Genomic DNA, 22,265 nt, shown 5'->3' with positions numbered 1-22,265 from the left:
TGCTACCGGACCTCCTGGTCGTTGTCCGGGACGCGGGCGGCCCACACCGGCTGCCGCTCCGTCCGCCGCCGGGCCGTGCCCGGCGGCCGCCCGGACGGCTCGCTCCGGCCGCGCAGCGCGGTCTGCACTCCGTCCCACAGGGTGCCGTCGGTGCGGTCCCGCGGGTCGGGGTCGATCAGGACCACGCCGATCACCGGGATGCGCTGGTCGGCGAGTTGGCGTGCCACGGTGTGCAGCCACGCGGCGCTGCCGTGTCCGGCCCGCACCACGAGCACCGTCTGGGTGCCGAGGTGCCGCAGGTCCGTCCACGCCGTGCCGGGCGCCACCGAGCCGACGCCGATCCGGCGTTCCTGGGGCGGCACGGCCGCGGCCCGCTCGGCGCCGACCACGGCCGGGTCTCCCGGCTTCTGGCGGCGGCCCGCCAGCAGCGGGCGGGGCAGGCCGTCGACGACCGTCACCGGCCCCTCCGCCGCCATTGTCCGGGCGAGGTCCAGGGCGAGGGCGCTCGCGCCGCGCGCGCAGCCCAGTTCCAGCAGCGACACCGGTTCGGTGGCGCCGCGGGTGGTGCGGGCGAGGCTCGCGGTGAGCCGTTCCCGGGTGGAGCGATGGCGTCGGCGCCGCCACGGCCGTCCCTTGCGTCGGGGCAGCTCCGCGATGACGGAGGCGCCCAGGTTCGCCGCGATGTCCCGGCGCAGTACGGGGCGGTCCGCCACCACCGTGCCGACCGCGGCCAGCGCGAGGCCCAGGAAGAGGCCGAGGACCAGCCCGATCACGGCGTCGGTGACCAGGGCCTTGGGCAGGGAGTGCCGCAGCGCGCGCGGGTCGTCCACGATCTGCGTGCCGGCGACGACCTGTGGTGTGCCGGTCCGCGCGTCGGCGGCTCGCTCGTCGAAGTCGGCGATGCGCGAGTTGAGTTCGGCGCGGCGGGCGAAGAGGGACTCCAGGCCCGCGGACGCCTTCGGGTCGCTGTCCGCGGACTGGTTGCCGATCTCCTTGTTGACCTGGGCGAGTTCGTCCCGCATGCGGTCACGCTGGTCGAGCAGGGCCTGCGCCTGGGCCTGCGCGGTGTCCCGCATCCGCTGCACGTGGTCGGTGACGAACGCGTCGGCGAGCGCCTTGGCGCGGGCCACCGCCTGGGCGTCGCTGTCGCCGGTCACGGTGATCTGCAGCAGGTTGTTGGTCAGGCCGGTGCCCCGGTAGTCCTTCATGAAGTCCTCGGGCCTGTCCGGGGACTTGAGGGACGTCAGGGCCTTGCCCGCGATCTGTGTGGTCTGGAGCAGCTGGACGTCGGTGCGGATCAGCGTCCCGGTGTCGTTGGGCTGGTCCTCGGCGTGGGCGACCAGCACCGTGGTCACCGCGGTCGGCGCCGGCGGCATCAGGACGGCCAGCGCGGAGCCGGCCAGCAGGCCGAGCAGGGCCAGGGTGCCCCACAGGCGGCGGCGCCTGCGTACGGACACCACCAGCGCCTGCAGGTCGAGCAGCGGAGCGGCGGCCGACGGCTCCGGTGTCGTGCTCGTCGTCACGCTGAACCTCCTGTGGCCTTGCCGGGGACCGCGAGCGCGAGGGTGGCGTCGTCCGGCGGGTGGTGGCCGGCGGGCCGGGTGCCGTGGGTGCGGACCGGGTCGGCCAGGACGACGCCGTGCACCTCGTGCCTGCCGTCGGCGCAGGCCTCGGCGATGCCGGCGAGTTCCTCGGCGGTCCAGCAGCCGGCACTGAGGACGACCAGCGCGCCGGATTCGGTGTCGCGGTCCGGCACGATCGGCCGGGCCGCGGAGACCTCCACCACGCGCAGCTGCGGATCGCTCCCGGCCTCGGCGGCGAGCTGTCCTGCGGCCCGGCGGGCGATCTCGTCGCCGTCCGGTACGACCACCAATAGGCGTCGTGGCGTGGGCAGTTGGTCCCGGAGGCGGGCGCACACCCGCCGGTAGCGGATCCGGCGGGCGGCCTCGTCGTCGGACCACCGCGGGGCGGGCAGGTCCCACCGGGTGTCGACGCCGAGGAGCCGGCGGACCAGGCCCGGCCGGCCGTCGCCGTCCGCCCGGTGCGCGCCGCGGCGCTCGCCGGGGACGTCGACGGTGCCGAGCAGGGTCGAGCCCAGGGCCGCGGCGATCTCCGGTTCGGCGCGCAGCCGGCGGTTCATCCGGGCGGCGGCGAGGTGGCCGACGACCGCGAACAGCAGGAACAGCAGGGCTCCGGCAACGACGAGCTGGATGCGGGTCGGCGGTGCCTCGCCGGTCGGCCGGGCCGCCGCGCCCATCACGACCATGCCGGCCTTGTTGGTCGCCGGGTCGGCCTCGTCCAGTTTCGTCATGGCCTCTTCCAGCGAGGTGCTCAGCTTCTCCAGTTCCGTGCGGGCCTGTACGCCCTCCACGGTCTGTCCCGGATCGGCGGCGCCGGCCAGCTCGGTGATACGGCGGTTGGTCTCCTCGACCTGCTTGCGCAGCGCCTCTGCCTCCGTGGCCGCCGCGGAGTCGGTGTTGCCGCCCGCGATCCGGGAGGCGAACTTGACGAACTGCTGGGCGACCTGGTCGGAGAGCTGCTGGGCGCGTCTCGGGGTGTCGGCCGTGCCCGAGATCTTGATGATGTTGCCGTCGGCGGCCGCCGCGGTCACCTGGTCGCGCAGATCGGCGGCGCTGACGTCCTTCCAGCCGAGCGCGGCGGACGCGCGGTCGACCACCGTGGAACTGGTCGCTATGTCGACCTGGGTGAGCAGTTCGCGCTCCTCCCACTGCCCGGGCAGCAGGACCGACGCCGACGTCGTGTACCGCGGCGGGAACACCACCGAGGCGCCGAAGCCGACCAGTGCTCCCACGACGGTGAGCACGGTGAGAAACCGCCAGCGGCGGCGGAAGATCCGCCCGATGGTGACCAGACGTATGGTGTCCTCGCTCAACTGCGCTGCCTCTTCCCTGTCCGAACCTGTTCACTCGCCGCGACCGGGGTGTGGTCACGGCAGGCAGCGGCGTAGGCGGCGAGCAGCGACACCTGCGAGTTCTGCCAGGAGAGCGGTCCGCCGACCCGCTCCTGGCCGATCTTGCCCATCCGGGCTCGTTTCTCGGGGTCGTCGAGGAGCAACGCGATGAGCCGGGCGAACTCGGCCTCTTCGTCGGCGGGCGCGTAGACGGCGGCCTCACCGGCGGAGACGCGGGCTTCCTTCAGGTCGAACGAGACGATCGGCCGGCCCATGGCCATGTACTCCAGGACCTTGTTCATCGTCGACACGTCGTTGAGCGGATTGCGCGGGTCGGGAGAGAGGCAGACGTCCGCGGTGGACAGGTAGCGCACCAGGTCGGCGTCCGGGATGCGTCCGGTGAACTGCACCTGGTCGCCGAGGCCGAGCCGCCGCGACAGCTGCACCATCGCGTCGAAGGCGTCGCCGGAGCCGACGAACACCGCGTGCCAGTCGGTCCTGCCGAGCCCGTCGCGGAGTTCGGCCAGGGCCCGCAGGGCGTAGTCGACACCGTCCTGGGGGCCCATGACGCCCAGGTAGCACAGCAGATGGGGCTTGCCGCGCTTCAGCTCGGGCTCCGGCGGGACCGGCTGGAACCGTTCGACGGCGGGCGCGCTGCGCACCACGAAGACGTCCTGCGGCCGCTTGCCGCCGCGGTGCACCGCGACGTCGCGGTAGCTCTCGTTGGTGGCGATGACGATGTCGGCGGCCCGGTAGGTCCGCCTCTCCAGCGCGCACACGGCGCGGTAGAGCAGGTCCTTGCCGCGGCCGAACCGGGAGAGGTACAGCTCGGGCACCAGGTCGTGCTGGTCGAAGACGAACCGTGCGCCGCGCCGCTTCAGCCACAGCGCGGGCAGGAAGAGGAGGTCCGGCGGGTTGCACGCGTGCACCACGTCGACGGGTCCTACCCTGCGGGCCAGCCGCGCCGTGTGCCAGAGCGCGGATCCGTACTCCTTGAGGTAGCCGGCCGGTCCTCCGGTGGCGGCGCGCAGCGGGTAGCGGTGGATCCGCACCCCGTCGATCTCCGCCTCCGGTTCGGTGTCGCGCTTGCTGCCCTGCGGGCAGATGACGTCCACCGTCCAGCCCGCGTCGCGCAGGGTCGTGCATTCCTGCCACACCCGCCGGTCGAAGGGCACCGACAGGTTCTCCACGAGGATCAGCGCACGCCGGCCGGGGCCGGCGCCGCTCGTTGCGTCACCAGGCAAGGCCCATGTACCCCGGTTCGGTCCGGCGCGTCTCGGCGTCGGGAAGGCGGATGAGGTCGACGATCACCGGGCCCTCGCCGTGGGGCAGCGCCGCCAGCACGGCCGGGTCCCTGGTGCCGACCAGGCACACCTCGGCGTGTTCGAGCACCTCGTCGACGGAGTCGGCGAGCAGCTGCGCGAGGTGCGGCAGCCGGGTCTCGATGTACTCGCGGTTGGCGCCGATCAGCCGGGAGAGGCTCACGTTGGCGTCGTAGATCTTGATGTCGTAGCCCTTGCCGAAGAGCCGTTCGGCGAGTTCGACGAGCGGGCTCTCGCGCAGGTCGTCGGTGCCGGGCTTGAACGACAGCCCGAACAGGCCGACCCGGCGTTTGCCGGCGCGCTCGACCAGGTCCACCGCGCGCTGCAGGTGGTCGGCGTTGGAGGTCAGCACGTGGGCGAGGATGGGCACCGAGACGTCGGCGCGCTGGGCCGCGTGGACCAGGCTGCGCAGGTCCTTGGGCAGGCAGGAGCCGCCGAAGGCGAAGCCGGGGCGCAGGTAGGCGGGGCTGATGTTCAGCTTGCGGTCGGCCAGGAACACGTCCATCACCTGGTGCGAGTCGACGCCGAGCGCCTGGCAGACCGCGCCCAGTTCGTTGGCGAAGCCGATCTTGAGGCCGTGGAAGGCGTTGTCCGCGTACTTGATCGCCTCGGCCGTCGGGACCGGCACCCGGAACACCTCGCCGGGCAGGCCCTCGTACAGCGCCAGCACCGCGTCGCCGCTGGCCGCGTCGAGTTCGCCGACGACGGTCTTCGGCGGGTCCAGGAAGTCCCGGACGCTGGTGCCCTCGCGCAGGAACTCCGGGTTGACCGCGACCCCGAAGTCCACCCCGGCGGTGCCGCCGACGGTCTTCTCCAGGATCGGCACCAGCAGGTTCAGGCAGGTGCCCGGGAGCATGGTGCTGCGGAAGACGACGGTGTGCCGGCCGCCGCGCTCGGCCAGCGCGGCGCCGATCTCCTCGGTGACCCGCTCCAGGTACGTGGTGCACAGGCTGCCGTTGGGCTCCGAGGGAGTACCCACGCAGACCAGCGACACCTCGCTGTTCATGATCGCCTCGCGGACGTCACGGGTGGCGCGCAGCGCTCCGCTGCCCACGACCTCGGCGAGGAGTTCGCCGATACGTTCCTCCACCACCGGGGCCTTGGCGTCGTTGACCAGGTCGACCTTCACCTGGTTGACGTCCACCCCGATGACCTCGTGCCCCATGCCGGCCAGGCACGCGGCTGACACGCAGCCCACGTAACCGAGCCCGAAGACGCTGACTCTCATGACCCGTCTCTCCCCCCCAGGCAGGCCCTTGTGGCCTGCGGTCCGCACATCGGCCGGACGACGTCCGCGGCTCATCAGTAGGCCCCCTGCCCGTGGAGCACCGCGCGCATCGTCTTCCACAAGATCACCGTGTCGAGGGCGAGCGACCAGTCCTCCACGTACCGCAGGTCGAGGCGGACCGCCTCCTCCCACGGCAGGTCGCTGCGCCCGCTGATCTGCCACAGGCCGGTGAGGCCCGGCTTGACCAGCAGCCGGCGCCGGATGTCGGGGCCGTAGGCGGCGCACTCCTCGGGCAGCGGCGGCCGCGGTCCCACGAGCGACATCGCTCCGGTGAGGACGTTGAAGAGCTGCGGGAGTTCGTCGATGGAGTACCGGCGCAGCACCCCGCCGACCCGGGTCACCCGCGGGTCCCTGCGGAGCTTGAACAGCAGTCCCGCGCCCTCGTTGCGGTCGGCCAGCTCGGCGCGTGCGGTGTGCGCCCCGGTGACCATGGTGCGGAACTTGAGGATCGTGAACTCCCGGCCGTCCTTGCCGACCCGGCGCTGGCGGTAGAAGGCACCGCCCCGGCTGTCCGCCAGCACGAACAGGGCGACGACCCCCATCAGCGGCGCGAACAGCATCAGCAGCAGTGCCGCGCCCACCCGGTCGACGACTTCCTTGATCGCCCGGCGGCCTCCGGTGAACGTCGGCAGGCTGACCCGCAGCAGCGGGATCCCGAGCACCGCGTCGACGTGCAGCCGCGGTCCGGCCACCTCCATCAGCACCGGCGCCACGACCATCTCGGCGTCGCTGCCTTCGAGGTTCCAGGCCAGCCGTTGTAACCGTTCCGGCGTCCAGTGCGGGTCGGGCGTGACCGCGACGACCCGGTAGCCGTCGTGACGCACGTGCTTGGCGACGTCCGTCAGTTCGCCGACGACCGGCACTCCGTCCAGTTCGTCGCCGTCGGTCCCGCGGCCGTCCGTCGTGCACACGGCCTCCACCCGCCAGCCGATGTGCGGGTACTTGCGGGTCCGGGTGATCAGGTCGCCCACGGTGGCCGGGCTGCCCGCGGCGAGCACCGGTCTCAGGCACCGCCCGTCCTTGCGCCGTCGGTGCAGGCAGAGGCGGAGCACGTAGCGCGCGGTCATGGTGACGAGCCCGATCGCGGGGATCGCCACGAAGATCCAGAGCTTGATGTTGCGTGAGGTCAGGGCGATCCCGCCGAGCGCCAGGACGACGGTCGCCGCGAACAGGGCGCGGCCCAGCCGCCGGAACTCCTCGGCGCCCTGGCCGAGCACGGCGGGCGCCCACGACCGGCCCACCACGAGGGCCGCCAGCACCAGCAGTTCGGTGCCGAAGGCCAGAATCCCCCATTTCTCATGCCAGTTGGCCGCGTCCCGAGCCCCGAAGAACTCGCCGATCCCCGCCACCACGAAGGCGGTGGCCACGGTGTCGCTGATGATCACGGTACGCCGGTACCGCTGTTCCCACTCGATCGCCGGCCTGCTCATTCCCCCGTTCGCCAGACGCTCGCGCGCCGGCGGAAAAGGGCCGACTAGTCCCCCCTGCCGCACAGAAACCCCCCGGTCCCCAGTGGTTCGACATGGTGCCCTGACACGGTTCCTCCCCCCGGGAGGCCCCCGCCTCCCGCACGCATCCGCCCCCGGAAAGCCCCCCGGCTCTCCGCGCCGCGCTGTTCCTCCCGCGGACGGCCCCCGCCCTCCGCGTACGACATCCCGGCTACTTCAGCGCTTTTCGAACGAACCCGCCCTTGGCGCAGCGGACTTGCATGCCGTCAGGCCCCCGGGTGCTCCCCGCACCCGAAGTCCTGCCTGGGACACCGGAGTTGATCACCCCCACGTCCGGCCGCAGAGACTCGGCTTGTGGCCGTCTGCATCGCCGGACCCATAGATCATCATTTGTCGCCTAGTGTCCCAGCATGCGAAGCACGGTCAATCTAGACCATCAAGAGCCGTCTGAAGAGAGGGCCGTGTGGAATTTGTGCTCGAGATTTGAAGCTGGGTCAACAGGCGGACGGCGGGCGTCAGTTGCCCCCGCGAGCGGGGACACGCCGTGTGACCTCGGACGACGCGCGGTCCCGGGGCGGCCGGCACCGGCCGCCCCGGGGTGTGTCGGCCCTGCCGACCAAGTCGCATTCAGGGCAAGTTCGGCGCATTGTTGACCGAATCGTCGCCGTCGGCCCTATGCTCGCGACCGCGGACGTCCGACACGGGGACGTCCCGTCGGGCGGGCGTGCCGTCAGCCCTTGACGGGGCCGCCGTTGATGGCGACGCGCTGCCCGTAGCGGGCGAAGGGGTAGTAGTCGTACGTCGCGTGGTGCTGCACGCACCGGTTGTCCCAGAAGACGAGGGTGCCCGGTGCCCAGCGGACCCGGCAGTGCAGGACCGGCCGGCAGGCGGTCATGTCGAAGAGCATGTCGAGCAGGGCCCGGCTCTCCTGGGCGGAGAGCTGCGGGACGCGGCTGGTGTAGGCCCTGTTGACGTAGAGCAGCTTGCGGTCGGTCTCGGGGTGCCTGGCGACGAGCGGGTGCTCGCTCTTCGGGATGACGTAGTCCGCCGGCGGGGTGTATCCGGCCAGCGCCTGGGCGCCGTCGTGCACGGCGGTGAGCGGGTCCAGCAGGGAGCGCATGGCCGGCGAGAGCATCTCGTAGGCGAGGTGCATGTTGGCGAAGAGGGTGTCGCCGCCGCAGCCCGGCTCGGGGATCTCGGTGATGTAGAGCATCGACCCCAGGGACGGTTCGGCGTCGGCGGTGCCGTCGGCGTGCCAGCCGTTGCCCGCGATGTCCGCCGCGGCCGACGTCGTGCGGATCTCCAGGATGTACGGGTCGCCCTCGGGCGGCGGCGGGTTCACGGGCCGCAGCTCACCGAAGGCGCCGGCGAAGCGCTTGTGGTCCTCGGCGGTGATCGTCTGGTCGCGGAAGACCAGGACGTGGTGGTCGAGGAACGCCGTGCGGATCTCGTCCAGTTGCTCCGCCGAGAGCTCCTTGGACAGGTCGACGCCCGAGACCTCCGCGCCCGTCACGGGGGTGATCCGGTCGATCGTGAGCGTGCGGTAGGGGCGCGCGGGACGTGTGGTCACCGCTTCCAGCGCGTCGCGTTCGTATGTCTCCATGGCATCCTCCAGAAGGGGTGGGGTTGCGGTCCTGGGTGCGGCGGTACGGCGAGGGTCACGCGGGCGTGGGCGGGGCGGCCGGGCCGCCGTCCGCCGCCGGCCCCGCCAGTGCGGCCGTGATGGTCCCGGCCACCGTGCGCACCTGCGGTGCCGCGACCATGCCGTAGTGGTCGGTGGGCAGGGACCGGCGCACCGCGGAGGAGGGCAGCACGGCGCTCCACTGCCGGTCCGTCTCCCCCGGGTCACCGGCCGCGGGCAGCCCGGCCGTGGGCCGGCCGGCGAGCCACAGGTGGGTGGGCACGGAGGCGAGCGGCCGTACCCGGTGCTCGCCCAGGCTGCGCAGGTTCGCCCGGCAGCAGCGGGCCAGCCGCTCCGCGTACGCCTGTGCGTGCTCCGCCGACACCGAGGAGGCACCGGCGCCGAGTTCGGCGGCGAACACCTTCTCCAGGTGGGTCTCGTCGTAGCCGGCGACCAGCGCGCCGGCCCGCGGCGGGGGCGGGTCGAGCAGGTGGAGCGTCGCGGGCGGCCGGCCGTCCGCTTCCGCGAGGGCGGCCATCTCCATGGCGACCCGGGCGCCGAAGGACCAGCCGGCCAGATGGACCCGGTGACCGGTGCCGTCGAAGCGGTCGCGGAGTGCCGCGTCGTAGTGGCGGGCCCGTTCGGCCAGTGACCAGGCGGGTGTCGTGGCGTCGCGGAGTGCCGGGTCGGCGATGAGGCACACGGTCGGCGCCGGCCCGAGTTCCGCCACCAGGGACCGGTAGGCCTGGATGTCGCCGCCCACCGGATGGACCAGGCACAGGACGTCCCGGCCGGTGCCCTCCTGCCAGACGTCGAGGACGACCCGGGCGGCGGTCCCGGCCGTCGCGTCGGCGGGCTCGGCGGCGAGGGCCGCCTCGATGTGCTTGAGGATCTCGGTGAGGCTGACCCGGTGGCTGAAGGAGCCCAGGTCGAACTCGATCCCGTGGTCCTCCTCGATCGTGGCGATCAGGCTGATCAGGGTCAGCGAGTCGGCGCCGAGGTCGTACAGCGAGTCGTCCGGGTCCAGGGCGTCCACGCCCAGCAGGTCCTGGATCACACGGGCCATGGCGTCCGCCCGTGCCCCGGCCCCGTCCGGTTCCCGGACGCCCGGCGCGCCGTCCGCGCGGTGCGCGGGCCCGGACCGCTGGACGGCGGGGCCGCCGGCGGCGGGGGCGTAGAAGGCGCGGGAGGCCTCCAGGTCGGTGGTGGAGACGAGGAGCTGCGGCAGTTGCAGGGCCAGGGCCTGGGCGAAGACCGCCGTGCCGTCCTCGACGGTCAGGCCGACCGCCAGGTGGGCGCGGTGGCGGCCGTCCGCGTCCGGGACGCGGGTCGCCATGCCGGTCTCGCTCCAGATGTCCCAGTCGATGCCGATCCGCGCGGTCGTCTCCGTCGTACCGGAACGGTGGTGGGCGAAGGCGTCGAGGAGGCCCGCGCCGGCCGCGTAGTCGCTCTGGCCGACGCCGCCGAGCACGCCGGACATCGAGGAGCAGTAGACCGCGATCGCCGGGCGGAAGGTCTCGATCAGGCGCTCCACGACGAGTGCGCCCCGCTCCCGGGACCTGGCGGCGTCCCGCATGGCGGTCGCGTCGCGCCGGACGAGCAGTCCGCCGAATCCCAGACCGGCCGCGTGGATCACGCCGTCCAGCCGTGCGGTGTGTACGGCGACGGCCGCCGCCACCGCGTCCGTGGACTGCGCCGCCAGATCCGCCGGGACGAGGCCGACGCGGTCGGCCCAGCGGGTCAGTTCCGCGGGCAGGCGCGGATTCCTCGACAGCAGCAGGACCCGGCCGCCGGTGTGCTCCAGCAGCCAGGCGGCGACGGCGACGCCTATCCCGCCGGTGCCGCCCAGCACCAGGTGCACCGCGTCCGCGTCCCGCGCCACCAGGGGCTCCGTGCCGGACGGCGCCGGCACCGGCGTGGTGCCCGGCCGCCACCAGTAGCCCTCCCGCAGCGCGAGCTGCCGGGGCGGGACCGGGCCGCCGGTGTCCGCGGCCCGGCGGGCGTCGGCGACGGCCGCGGCCACGTGTCCGGCCCAGCGGGCAAGGTCGCCGTCGGGGAGGTCCAGCCAGTGGCCGTGCAGGGCGGCCTCCTGGTGCGCGACCTCCACCGGCCCGGCCAGCAGCGCCAGTTCGGGCCTGCCGACGGTGCCGGTCACCGGCCGGGCGTCGTACGACAGCCACCACACGCGCGGTGTCCCGGTCCGCCCGGACAGCGCCTGGGCCAGCGCCGCGGTGGTGTCCAGGCAGGCGTGGCGGGCGTCTTCGAGCGTGCCGGGTCCGACCTCTCCCGTCACCTCCAGGGGCAGTGCGTGGATCCACTCCGCGTCGGCCGGGACGTCGTCGTGCCCGTCCTCGGACAGCGCGTCGAGGAGCAGGCCCAGCGAGGCCGGGTCGGCCGGGTCGGCGTCGAAGACGTCGGGTCCCCTGCGGGCGAAGGCGCTCGCCGGGTGCACCCGTACGACACGGGAGGCCATGGCCTCGAACGGCCGGAGGGCCGTTGGCGCCGTGGTCTCGGAGGCGACGATCACCACGAGCGGCGCGCGCTCCCGCGGCGCGGTGGTGGCCGCGGCGCGGCGCAGCCGGACCCAGTGCGGCTGGTGCAGCCAGTCGGCGCGGGGCAGCCGGCGGGGGCGGCCGGGCGGGGCCTCGGAGGCGCGCTCGAAGTCGTAGTCCGCGAGCGCGAAGGACGGGGGCGGGAAGTCCCAGGGTGCCGGGGCGGGGCCGTGCTGCCAGTCGACGGGCCGTCCGGCGGTCCACACCGCGGCGAGGTCCTGGGCGGTGCGGCCTGCGGCGGGCACCGGCACGGCGTCCTGGTCCGCGTTGCCGTGCGGGATCTCTCCCGCGGCGACCGCGCGCAGCCAGCGCTCGGCGGCGGCGGCGTCCGCGACGGCGGCCGCGGTCCGCAGGCGCCGGGCCGGCCGGCCTGCCTGCAGATGGCGCAGCACGGCGTCGAACTGCTCGGGCCGCAGCCGGAGGTGGTCGGCGATCCGGACCGCGTCGGCGGCGAGCGCGTCCGCGCCGGAGGCGGACAGCACCAGGCACTTCGGCACCTCCCCGGTCCCGGCGGCACCGCCCGCGCTCGCGCCGGTGTCCTGTTCCACGACGACGTGGGCGTTGGTGCCGCCGATCCCGAAACTGCTCACCGCGGCCACCCGTTCGCGTCCCGCGGGCCAGGGCACGGCCTCGACGGGGATGTGGAAGGGGGTGGGGTCGGGGCCGATCTCCGGGTTGAAGGCACGGAAGTTGAGGTGCGGCGGGACGATTCCGTGGTGCACGGCGAGGACGGCCCGCACGAGGCCCACCACGCCGGCGGCGGCTCCCATGTGGCCGAGCTGGCTCTTGACGGAGCCGAGCGCGCAGCGGCCGGACTCGTCGACGTCGAACGCCTGCCGGAGCGCGGCGACTTCGATCGGGTCGCCGAGCCGGGTACCGGTGCCGTGCGCCTCCACGTAGCCGACGTCGGCGCCCGTGCGTCCGGCGCGGGCCAGCGCGGTCCGGATCACCTCGCGCTGTCCGGCGAGCGACGGCGCGGTGTAACTCATCTTGGCCGCGCCGTCGTTGTTGATCGCGGAGCCCGTGACGAGGCCGTAGACGGTGTCGCCGTCGCGCCGCGCCCGCCGCAGCGTCTTGAGCACCACGACGCCGACGCCGCTGGCGCCGACCGTCCCGGTCGCGTCGTCGCTGAAGGGGCGGCAGTCGCCGTCGGCGGAGAAGATGTGCTGCGGCCGGTAGCGGTAGCCGCCGGTCAGGCCGGGGTCGACGAGCACTCCCCCGGCGAGCATCGCGTCGGCCTCGCCCTGCCGCAGCAGACCGGCCGCCAGGTGCACGGCGACCAGCGAACTGGAGCAGGCCGTCTGGGCGCTGAGGGCGGGTCCGGTCAGCCCGAGGTGGTAGGCCGCCTTGGTGGCCAGGAAGTCCTTCTCGTGGTGGAGGGCCAGCTCGAAGCCGTCGGGCAGCCGGCCGGGGTCCGCCTCGCGCAGCAGGGACTGGAAGTACGTGCTCTCCCCGGCGCCGGCCACCAGGCCCACGCGCGCGGCCGACGTGTCCGCGATGCCGGCGTGGGCCAGTGCCTGCGCGCAGGCCATGAGCAGGTGCCGCTGCTGCGGGTCCATCAGGCGCGCTTCCTGGGGGCTGATGCCGAAGTGGCCCGGGTCGAAGCCGAGCATCGAGTCGAGCGTGCTGTGGGCGCCGACGACACCCTCCGGGGCGTCGATGCGGCGGATGCCGGTGCCGCCGGAGACCACCAGGTCCCAGAAGGCCGCCAGGTCCTCGGCGCCGGGCACGCGCACCGCCATGCCGACGACGGCGATCGGTTCTCCGGGCTCGGGGACGCCGTCGTCCGTCGCGGCCGGGAGTGTCCGCGGGCCGGGGTCGGTGCCGGTGGCGAGGTGCCGGGCCAGGGCGCGGACGGTGACGTGCTCGAAGAGGTCGGCGACGCCGAAGCGCAGGCCGAGTGCCGTGGTGCAGCGCAGGTGGAAGCGCATCAGGTCGAGGCTGGAGGCGCCCGCCTCGAAGAAGGTCCGGTCCGGTGCGATCGTCCGTCCGGTGACCTCCTCGAAGGCCGCGACGAGCCGCTCCTCCTCGGCCGATCCGCCGGTGCGGGCGCGAACCGCCCGGGGTATCTCCTCGGCCGCCGCCCGCAGCGCCGCCTGCCGGTCCAGCTTGCCGCTGGGGGTGCGGGGCAGCGCGTTCAGTCTGCGGAAGCGGTCCACCCGGACGTAGGAGGGCAGCGACGCGGACAGGTGCGCGCTCAGCTCGTCGGCGGACGGCGCCTCGCCGCGGATCTCCAGACAGGCCGTCAGCCGGTCGCCGTCCCGGGCGACGACGGCGTTGACGACCGCCGGGTGGCGCAGCAGGACCGCCTCGACGGAGCCGAGTTCCAGCCGGTGCCCGCTGATCTTGATCTGCTGGTCGTCACGGCCCGCGTAGTGCAGCAGACCCGCGTCGTCGAACCACGCCCGGTCGCCGCTGCGGTAGAACACCCCGGCACCGGGCACCTCGGTGAAACGGGCGTCGTTCAGGGCGGGTTCGCCGAGATAGCAGCGGGTGACCATGGTGCCGCCGATGAGCAGTTCGCCGGTGCACCGGGGCGGCACCGGGTCGCCCTCGGCGTCCACGACCCGCAGGTCGGCACCGGCCACCGGGCGTCCGACGGCGGGCCGTTCGGGCCACTGCCAGGGATCGCCCTCCAGGCACAGGGCGCTGACCACGTGCGTCTCGGTGGGGCCGTAGTGGTTGAACAGGCGGGCGCCGGGCAGTCCGGCGAACCAGCGCCGGATGCTGTCGGTGCACACCAGCTGCTCGCCCGCGGTGACCACCTCGCGCAGCCGGGCGGGGTACCGGCCCAGGCGCACCGCGTACTCGGCGAGCAGGTGCAGGGCCACGTAGGGCATGAAGATCCGCTCGGCGCCCGTGGACTCCAGGCGGTCCAGGAGCGCGGGGACGTCCGTGCGCCACTCGGGGCGTACGAGCTGGAGGGTGCCGCCGGTGCACAGCGTCCCGAAGATCTCCTGGAAGGACACGTCGAAGGCCAGCATGGAGAACTGCTGGGTGACGGCGGGCGCGGTCAGGCCGCCGGGTCCTGACTGCCAGCGGATCAGGTCGCACAGGGTGCGGTCGGAGATCTGGACGCCCTTGGGGACGCCGGTGGAGCCCGAGGTGAACAGCGTGTAGAGAGGCCGGGCTCCGTCGTGCGCGGGCCCGTCGTACGGCGCGCCGTTCGGACCGTCGCCGGCGTCCTCGCGCGGTGCCGGGTCGACCGGGTCGACGAGGTGCCGCGGCACGCCGTCGGGGAGCAGCGCGTCCGGGACCGGTGTGCCGTCGCGCGCGACCAGGACGCACAGCGGGTCGACCCGGTCCAGGACGCGGCGCAGCGTCTCGGCCGGGTAGGAGGGGTCGAGCGGGACGGCGGTGACGTTCAGCCGCGCCAGTGCCAGCAGGGCCACCACGTGCTCGGCGGACGGGTCCAGGTAGAGGGCCGCCCGGCAGGGGCTGCCGTCGGCCGGGACCGGGTAGCGGCCGGCCAGTTCGGCGGCGAGGGCCGCGGCGCGGGCGTCGAGCGTCGCGTAGGTCAGGGTGCGTCCGTCGGCCGTGCGCACGGCGGGGGCGTCCGGGGTGCGGGCGACCTGGCGTGCGAAGCCCTCGGCGACGGTGCCGAAGCCCGGTTCCGGTGCGGGCCCGCGCCCGTGCTCGGGCAGGGACCGCCGGTAGGGCGCGACCAGCTCCCGCACGGTGGCACCGCCGCCGGAGGCGAGCGCGTCCACGCCGCGCCAAAAGAGTTCGGCCATCGCCTCGACGGCCTCGCCGGTGAACCGGTCCTCGGCGTACTCCCACAGCAGGTCGAGGCCGTCGGGGTGCTCGACCACGGAGACGGTCATCGGGCACTTGGCCTCCGGCGCGGCCCACCACAGCGGGCGCTGCTCGCAGCCGGGCAGCCGCAGCGCCCCGAAGTCGGTGTTCTCCAGGACGAACAGGAGGTCGAACGGGGTGCCGTCGCCGCCGGTCCGCAGGCCGGTCAGGACGTCCGCGAGCGCCACGTCCTGGCGCCGCAGCACCTGTCCGGTCGCGGCCCCCGCCCGGTCGAGGTGGCTCAGCAGGTCGGCGCCGGGCGTCACCTCCAGAGGGAGCAGCACGGTGTTCGCCATCATGCCCACGCTGTCCTCGAACTCGCGTACCGGACGGTTGGCGACCGGGGCGGCGACACGCGGGCGGACCAGGCCGGTCACGCCGTACAGGCTCCAGGAGAACACGCCCAGCAGCAACTGGAAGCGGGTCAGCCCCGACTCGGCGCAGAGCCGGTCGATGCGGGCCCGGCGCACCACGTCGAGGGAGGTGTGCAGCAGGCGCGCCCGCGGCGCCGCTTGCGCGTCCTCGGCGGGCAGCGGTTCCTGCGGCTCCTCCAGGGCGTCGTAGTGGGCGAGGAGTTCGTCGCGCTGCGTGCGGTAGGCCGCGCTCTCGAACCAGCCGGACTGCCAGGCGGCGAAGTCCAGCGGGGTCGGAGCCGGTGCCGCCTCGCCGTGAACGGCGCCCGGCTCGGTGCCGGGGCCGGCGGTCTCGGCGTAGGCGGCGGACAGGTCCCGCAGCAGGATGCCCAGCGACCAGCCGTCGACGGCGATGTGGTGCAGGTGCAGCAGCAGGGTGCCACCGCCGTCCCGGGGCAGCCAGCAGGCCCGGAGCATGCGGGGCACGGCGAGGTCGAAGGGCTCGCCGAAGAACGTGTCGGCGAAGCGGCGCGCCTCCTCCTCGTCCCAGGCGCCGCGCGGGTCCGGCTCGTGCCAGGGGTCGTATGGGTCGCCGGTCGTCTGCCGGAGTCCGTTCGGCTCGGAGGTGAAGGCCGTCCGCAGGGCCGCGTGGCGCGCCACCAGGGTCCGCAGCGCCCGTCGCAGGGCGGCGGGATCGACGGGCCCGTCGATCCGGAAGGCCTGGTGGACGGAGTACGCCCGGGACTTCGGCGTACGGCGCTGCAGGAGCCACAGCCGCTGCTGCTCGCTGGTGGCGGGCGCCGAACGGGCGCCGGCGGCCACCGGTGCCGGGCAGGCGTCCGCCTCGCCGGGGGCGGCCGTGGCGACGGCCTCGGCGACGGCGGCCAGGTCGCCGTGGAGCACGGTGGTCTGCGCGAGTTCGCGGCCGAACCGCTGCCGTACGGCGAAACGGAACCGCAGCGCCTTCAGCGAGTCGCCGCCGCAGGCGATCCAGCGGTCGCGGGGCCCGAGCCCGGTGGTGCCCAGGATCTCCTCGGCCAGTTCGACGACCGCGCGTTCCGTCTCCGTCGGGGCGGGTCCGCCGGAGGCCGCGGGCCGCCAGGGCCGGCCGGCCCGCAGCAGCAGCGCGGCCTGGTCGACCTTGCCGTTGGCGTTGAGCGGCAGCTCCGCCACCAGGTGGATCTGGTGCGGGCGCATGTAGACGGGCAGCCGGGCCGCGAGGTGGCCGTCGAACTCCTCGTAGGACAGGTCCTGTTGCAGGACGACGAACGCCAGCAGTTCGTTGGGCCCGTCCTGGCCGGCGCGGCGGGTGCACACGTGGGCGCGCCGGACCGCCGGGTGGGCGAGGACCTGCCGCTCCACCTCGCCCGGCTCGATCCGGAAGCCACGGACCTTGACCTGCCGGTCGGTCCGCCCGACGTACTCCAACCGGCCCTCGTCGTCGGCCCGTACGAGGTCTCCGGTGCGGTAGTACCGCTCCCGGCCGCCGTCGAGCCAGCCCAGGCGCACGAACCGCCGCCCGGTCTCCTCGGGCAGGTTGCGGTACCCGCGCGCCAGTCCGTCGCCGCTCAGCAGGAGTTCGGCGACCTCACCGGGTGCGGCGACCCGTTCCCGGTCCGGTACGACGAGGACGGCACCGGTGCGCGGCAGGGGCCGGCCGATCGGCACGACCTCGCCGTCGAAGTCCCGTGGGATCGGGTGGCACAGGGCGAAGGTGGTGGACTCCGTCGGCCCGTAGATGTTGAACAGGCGGGTGTCGCTGTCGGCGTTGTCGCGGTACCAGCGCCGCATCACGCGGGGGTTGAGCTGCTCTCCGCCCACCAGGACCTCGCCGGCCGCGGCGAAGCAGTCGGGTACGGCGGTGACCGTCGCGTTGAACAGCGCGGTGGTGATGAAGACGGTGTCCACGCGCTCGCGGCGCAGCGCCGCGGCCAGCCGCTCGGGGTCCTGCACGTCCCCGTCGCGCAGGACCACGCAGCAGCCGCCGGTCAGCAGGGGTGCCCAGACCTCGAAGCTCAGCGCGTCGAACGCCGGGTTCGCCAGGCACGCGTAGCGCAGGCCGGGCTCGACCCGCAGGTAGCCGGGGCGGGCCAGCCGCGTGATTCCGGCGTCGTGGACCTCGACGCCCTTGGGCCGTCCGGTCGTTCCGGACGTGTAGAACAGGAAGGACACCTCACCGGCGGCGGACGGCGGCTCCGCGGCGGACCCGGCGGTCGCGGCGGACGGGCGCTCGGGCAGCAGGGTGTGCGCGGCCAACGCCTCGACTCCGTCGGGGAGTCCGGTGGCGCTCTCGGGCGTCCCGTGCACCAGGGCGGTGGCTCCGGAGTCCCGCAGGACGAAGTGGCGGCGCTCGGCGGGGCTCTGGGTGTCCAGCGGCACCACGTGCGCCCCCAGCCGCAGAATGCCCAGCATCACGCAGACCAGCTGCCAGGAGCGCGGCAGGGCCACGGCCACCGCCTGTCCGGGTGCCACGCCCCGGCGGCCCAGTGTCTCGGCGACGGCCGCTGCCGTGTGGTCGAGCGTCGCGTAGTCGAGCCGTACGTCGCCGTCGGCGACGGCGTCCGCGTGCGGGGTGCGCAGGGCCCTGCGGTGGATCGCGAGGGCGAGCCCGGCGGCATCGTCCAGGTCGTCGGCGTGGCCGGCGGGGGATGTTTCGACGCGGGGTTCCATCATGCCTCCGACCTGCCGTTGGGTGTCGTGCGGCCGGCCCCGGTCGGGTCCGGGGCGGCGGCAGGCCGCTCCAGTTCGGCGGCGAGGACGGCGGCGACGCGCGGCAGTTCGTCGCTCTCCAGCATGTCCCAGTGGCCGCAGGCCACCGGCTCGACCGTGAAGTCACCGCCGACGCGCTGCCGCCAGAACGCGCGCAGCCGGCCGGCGGCCTCCTCGCCGTCCTCGTCCTCGACCGCCGTGGCCTGCATCAGCACGACGCGGGCAGGCGACGCGGGCACGGCGTAGTCGCGTGCCGTCTCGCGGTGGTGGTTGTAGACGTTCAGGTACCGGGCCACCTGGTCGTCGTCGATGCCCGGGTACATGCCGTTGAAGCGCACGAGTTTCTCCCGGAACTCCGCCATGCCGACCGGGACGAGCGCGTCGTTCTGCTCCGCGTCCTGCGTGCCGTGGGTGTCGAGCAGCACCACGCCGACCCGGCGGTGCCCGGCCTCGGCCAGCAGGCGGCCCATCTCGTAGGCGATCAGGCCGCCGTAGGAGAGTCCGCACAGGACCAGGGTCTCGTCCGGGCGGGGACCGACGAGCCCCAGGTACGCGCGGGCCATCGCCTCGACGCCGGGCAGGGTGGACTCCCCCGGGTCGATGCCGGGCGCCTGGAGTCCCAGCACGCCGACGTCGTCGGGGAGCAGCGTGGCGAGCGGCAGGTAGCAGAAGGCGGTGCCGCCGGCCGGGTGCACGCACACCACACGCCGGTCGCCGTCGCCCGCGCGGAACTCCACCAGGCTGCCGTGCCCGGCGGCCGCCGCGGTCTCCGGGCCGTTGCCGCGCACCCGCTCGGCGAGCGCCTCGATGGTCGGGTGGATCATGACCTCCCGGACCGGCAGGGTCACGCCGAGCCGTTCCTGGACGGCGGCCACCATCTTGATCGCCGATATGGACGTGCCGCCGAGTTCGAAGAAGTTGTCACCGATGCCGATCTCCGGGTGCAGCAGCACCTGCCGCCAGATCCGGTAGAGCGCCATCTCGACGTGGTCGCGGGGCGCGGCCGTGTTGACCCGGCCCGAACGGGACTCGGCCGCGGCGCGCAGCACCTCGGTCCGGTCGACCTTGCCGCTGCGGTTCAGCGGGAGGCGCGGGAACTCGGCGACCACGCCGGGGATCATGTAGTCCGGCAGGCGGTCCTTGAGGGCCGTGCGCCACTCGTAGGCCGTCCGCGTGGCATCGGGCTCGCATCCCACGCCGGCTACCAGGTGGGGGCCGCCCGGGGCGTCGCGGTCGGCGAGCACCACGGCCTCCCGTACACCGGGCACCGCCAGCAGCGCGGCCTCGACCTCGCCGGGTTCGATGCGGAAGCCGCGCAGCTTGAGCTGGTCGTCGGCGCGGCCGGCGTACTCGGCGTTGCCGTCCGGCAGCCAGCGTGCCAGGTCACCGGTGCGGTAGACGCGTTCGCCCGGCAGGAACGGGTCGGGCAGGAAGCGCTCGTCGGTGAGGTCGGGCCGGTTCAGGTATCCGCGGGCCAGGCTCGCTCCGCCGAGGTAGACCTCGCCGGGCACTCCCACCGGGACCGGGCGCATGCGGGCGTCGAGCAGGTAGAGGCGGGTGCCGCGCAGTGGCCGTCCGATGGGGCACGAGCGGTCGCGGGGCTGCGGGTCGGTGTAGGCGGTGGCGTAGAGCGTGGCCTCGGTCGGGCCGTAGCCGAAGCAGACGCGCAGGCCCGGCAGCAGCTCGCGCATCCGGTGCAGGGCTCGTTCGGGCAGGGACTCCACTCCGGTGAGGAGCTGGCGCAGGCTGAGTCCGGCCAGGCGCGCGGCCGGATCCTCGTCGATCCACAGGACGTAGGACGGTGGCAGGAACGCCTGGGTGACCTTGCGTTCGCGCAGCCAGTCCATCAGCGCCGCGGGGTCGCCGCGCAGGTCGTCGGGGACCATGTGGAGCACCGCGCCGGTGGTCAGCGGCAGCAGCAGTTCGTGCACCGACGCGTCGAAGCCGATGCTCGACCAGGCCGAGGACGCCTCGCCCGGGGTGTCCCCCATCAGCTCGTGCCAGTGGTCGAAGAGGTTGACCACGCTGGCGTGGGTGACGGCCACGCCCTTGGGGCGGCCGGTCGATCCCGAGGTGTAGATGACGTAGGCGAGCCGGGCCGGGTCCGTGCCGACGGGCGGCGGCTCGTCGCGGGTGCCCTCCGCCTCGACCTTCGCCAGGTCCTGCCAGAGCGGGCGGTCCTCGCCCGAGGGGTCCGGCCGGTCGGTCAGGACGAGCAGCGGTGCGGCGTCGGCGACCATGGCGGTGAGCCGTTCGGAGGGCTGGTCGGGGTCGAGGGGCAGGTAGGCGGCTCCGGCCTTGAGGATGCCGAGGACGCCGACGACGAGTTCGGTGGTGCGCCCGGCGTGCAGGCCCACCACCGTGTCGGGTCCGGCGCCGCGGGCGAGCAGCGCGTCGGCGAGCCGGTTGGCCCGGCGGTCCAGTGCCGCGTAGTCCAGTTCGGTGTCCTCGGCCACCACGGCGGTCTGCCGCGGCCGCTCCCGGACCTGCGCCGCGAACCGCTCCAGCAGGCCCGGCGGTTCCTCCGCGGCCACGGCGGGCCCGGTGCTGAAGGTGGCGAGGAGGTCGCGTTGCGCGTCCTCGTCCAGCAGCGTCAGGTCGGCGATCTCGGCGAGCGGCCGTTCGGTCATGAGGCGCAGCACGCGCAGGAACTGGCGGATGTACCGCTCGACGGTCGCCCGGTCGAAGAGCGCCACCGCGTAGTCGATCTCCCCGGTGAGCTGCCGGCCCTCGTCGGCAAGCGCCAGCACCATGTCGAACTTCGCCGGGACATGGGCGGCGTCCTGCCGCAACTCGACTGCCAGACCGGGGAGTTCGAGTTCCCTGCGCATGGAGGGCACCCAGGCGAACATGGTCTGGAACAGGGCCGTGAAGGCCGGGCTGCGGGGCGGGTTGACGACTTCCACGACCCGCTCGAAGGGCAGGTCGACGTGGCGGAGGGCGTCACGGATCCGCTGGTTCACCTGTTTCAGGGCGTCGCCGACGGTGGGTGAGCCGGACAGGTCCGCGCGCAGGGCGAGGGTGTTGACGAAGAAGCCGATCAGTCCCTCGACGTCGCCGCGCCTGCGGTTGGACGTGGGGGCGCCGACGACGATGTCGTCCTGGCCGGAGAGCAGGGAGAGCAGTACCGACCAGCCGGTGAGGACGGTGGCGTAGAGCGAGACATCGTTGTCCGAGGCGAGCCGGCGCAGCGCCCGCGTCAGGTCCTCGTCCACCGTCACGGGCACCCGGTCGCCGCGGAAGTCCTGTTCGGGCGGGCGGGGGCGGTCGGTGGGCAGTTGGACGACGGCCGGGGCGCCGTCCAGCGCGGTGGCCCAGTAGCGGGCGTGCGCGTCGGGCTCCTCACCGGACATCCAGTCCCACTGCCAGCGGGTGTAGTCGCTGTACTGCCAGGTCAGTTCCGGCAGTTCCGCGTCCTGTCCCCGCTGGAGCGCGGTGTGGACGAGGCCCAGTTCGCGCAGCAGCAGGGAGCGCGACCAGCCGTCGAAGATGATGTGATGGGCCGTCAGGATCAGCACGTGGTGGTCCGGTTCGAGTGCGACCAGCACACCGCGGACCATGGGCTCCGCACCCAGGCGGAAGGGGGTGCCTTCGGTCTCCCGGCGGATCCGCGCGAACCGTTCGGCCGCGTCCGCCCGTCCCGTCAGGTCCTCGAAGGTCACCGGGAACGGGGTGTCCGGCGGGTCGACGACCTGGAGGGCCGTCCCGCCGGAGGGCACCAGCCGGGTGCGCAGGGCCTCGTGGCGGGCCGCGAGCAGATGGAGCGCCCGGATGAGCAGGTCACGGTCCAGCGGCCCCCGGATGTCGAAGGGCATCGGCTCGTTGTAGGCGGCGCTGGCGTCTCCGTCCATGCGCGCCATGACCCACAGTCGCTCCTGCGCCAGGGACAGCGACGCGGGCGGTGTTCCGTTGTCCGAGTGATGGGTGACGGTGATTCGTGGGGAAGACACGGATTACCCTTCACGAGAAGAGAACGCGGGCATGCGTCGCCCGCGCCCCCGAAGGATCAATGGTTCACGCACTTCGGTGCGCACTCGGGCCCGGCACGGCCGTGGTCGGATCATTCGGCGTGCCGTCCGGAATTCGGGCACAATTCAGCGGGACGTATCGGCGCCCGGACTGAAATTCTCATGGGTTCAGCGGCGTTTGAAGCGGACTGCCGGCCGCCTTTCCTGTGCCGGAACTCCATGAATTGCGTCGGATACGTGCGGAGGAGTGGTCGGGGAAGTGTCCGTTTTTCCGGCCACCCCGGCGGTGGCTCATTTC

General features: G+C 73.8%; 8 protein-coding genes. All 8 read right to left on the bottom strand.

The features are described 5' to 3' along the window. Positions 1 to 2: 2 nt before the first annotated feature. Positions 3 to 1,523 carry a Wzz/FepE/Etk N-terminal domain-containing protein gene (locus tag ACIQOE_RS20405; protein ID WP_401412791.1) on the bottom strand — a complete coding sequence of 507 codons (1,521 nt, stop codon included), beginning with the start codon at positions 1,521 to 1,523 and terminating at the stop codon, positions 3 to 5. Continuing rightward, a complete protein-coding gene (locus tag ACIQOE_RS20400) occupies positions 1,520 to 2,893 on the bottom strand; it encodes a Wzz/FepE/Etk N-terminal domain-containing protein (RefSeq protein WP_365571248.1) in 1,374 nt (457 codons plus the stop codon). The genes ACIQOE_RS20405 and ACIQOE_RS20400 overlap by 4 nt, the downstream gene beginning before the upstream one ends. Further along, positions 2,890 to 4,155 carry a glycosyltransferase family 4 protein gene (locus ACIQOE_RS20395; protein ID WP_365553818.1) on the bottom strand — a complete coding sequence of 422 codons (1,266 nt, stop codon included), beginning with the start codon at positions 4,153 to 4,155 and terminating at the stop codon, positions 2,890 to 2,892. The genes ACIQOE_RS20400 and ACIQOE_RS20395 overlap by 4 nt, the downstream gene beginning before the upstream one ends. Then, complete coding sequence (locus ACIQOE_RS20390; RefSeq protein ID WP_362641998.1) at positions 4,145 to 5,461, bottom strand: nucleotide sugar dehydrogenase; 1,317 nt, start codon at positions 5,459 to 5,461, stop codon at positions 4,145 to 4,147. The genes ACIQOE_RS20395 and ACIQOE_RS20390 overlap by 11 nt, the downstream gene beginning before the upstream one ends. Before the next feature lie 74 nt (positions 5,462 to 5,535). Beyond that, on the bottom strand, positions 5,536 to 7,014 hold the full coding sequence (locus ACIQOE_RS20385; RefSeq protein WP_351933246.1) for a sugar transferase: 1,479 nt from the start codon (positions 7,012 to 7,014) through the stop codon (positions 5,536 to 5,538). Positions 7,015 to 7,699: 685 nt separating this feature from the next. Next, the gene (locus ACIQOE_RS20380) at positions 7,700 to 8,572 is read right to left on the bottom strand and encodes a TauD/TfdA family dioxygenase (RefSeq protein ID WP_362642000.1); all 873 of its coding nucleotides are present in this window, start codon (positions 8,570 to 8,572) and stop codon (positions 7,700 to 7,702) included. A 55-nt stretch (positions 8,573 to 8,627) separates the two neighbouring features. Next, positions 8,628 to 17,963 carry an amino acid adenylation domain-containing protein gene (locus ACIQOE_RS20375; RefSeq protein WP_401412787.1) on the bottom strand — a complete coding sequence of 3,112 codons (9,336 nt, stop codon included), beginning with the start codon at positions 17,961 to 17,963 and terminating at the stop codon, positions 8,628 to 8,630. After that, on the bottom strand, positions 17,960 to 21,949 hold the full coding sequence (locus ACIQOE_RS20370; protein WP_401412785.1) for an amino acid adenylation domain-containing protein: 3,990 nt from the start codon (positions 21,947 to 21,949) through the stop codon (positions 17,960 to 17,962). The genes ACIQOE_RS20375 and ACIQOE_RS20370 overlap by 4 nt, the downstream gene beginning before the upstream one ends. Positions 21,950 to 22,265 lie beyond the last annotated feature (316 nt).

Source organism: Streptomyces sp. NPDC091282 (assembly GCF_044757385.1).
In the GTDB taxonomy this organism is placed as follows: Bacteria; Actinomycetota; Actinomycetes; order Streptomycetales; family Streptomycetaceae; genus Streptomyces; species Streptomyces gramineus.
The sequence above is the reverse complement of the archived record's forward strand: the minus strand, read 5'-3'. Positions and strand labels throughout refer to the sequence as shown.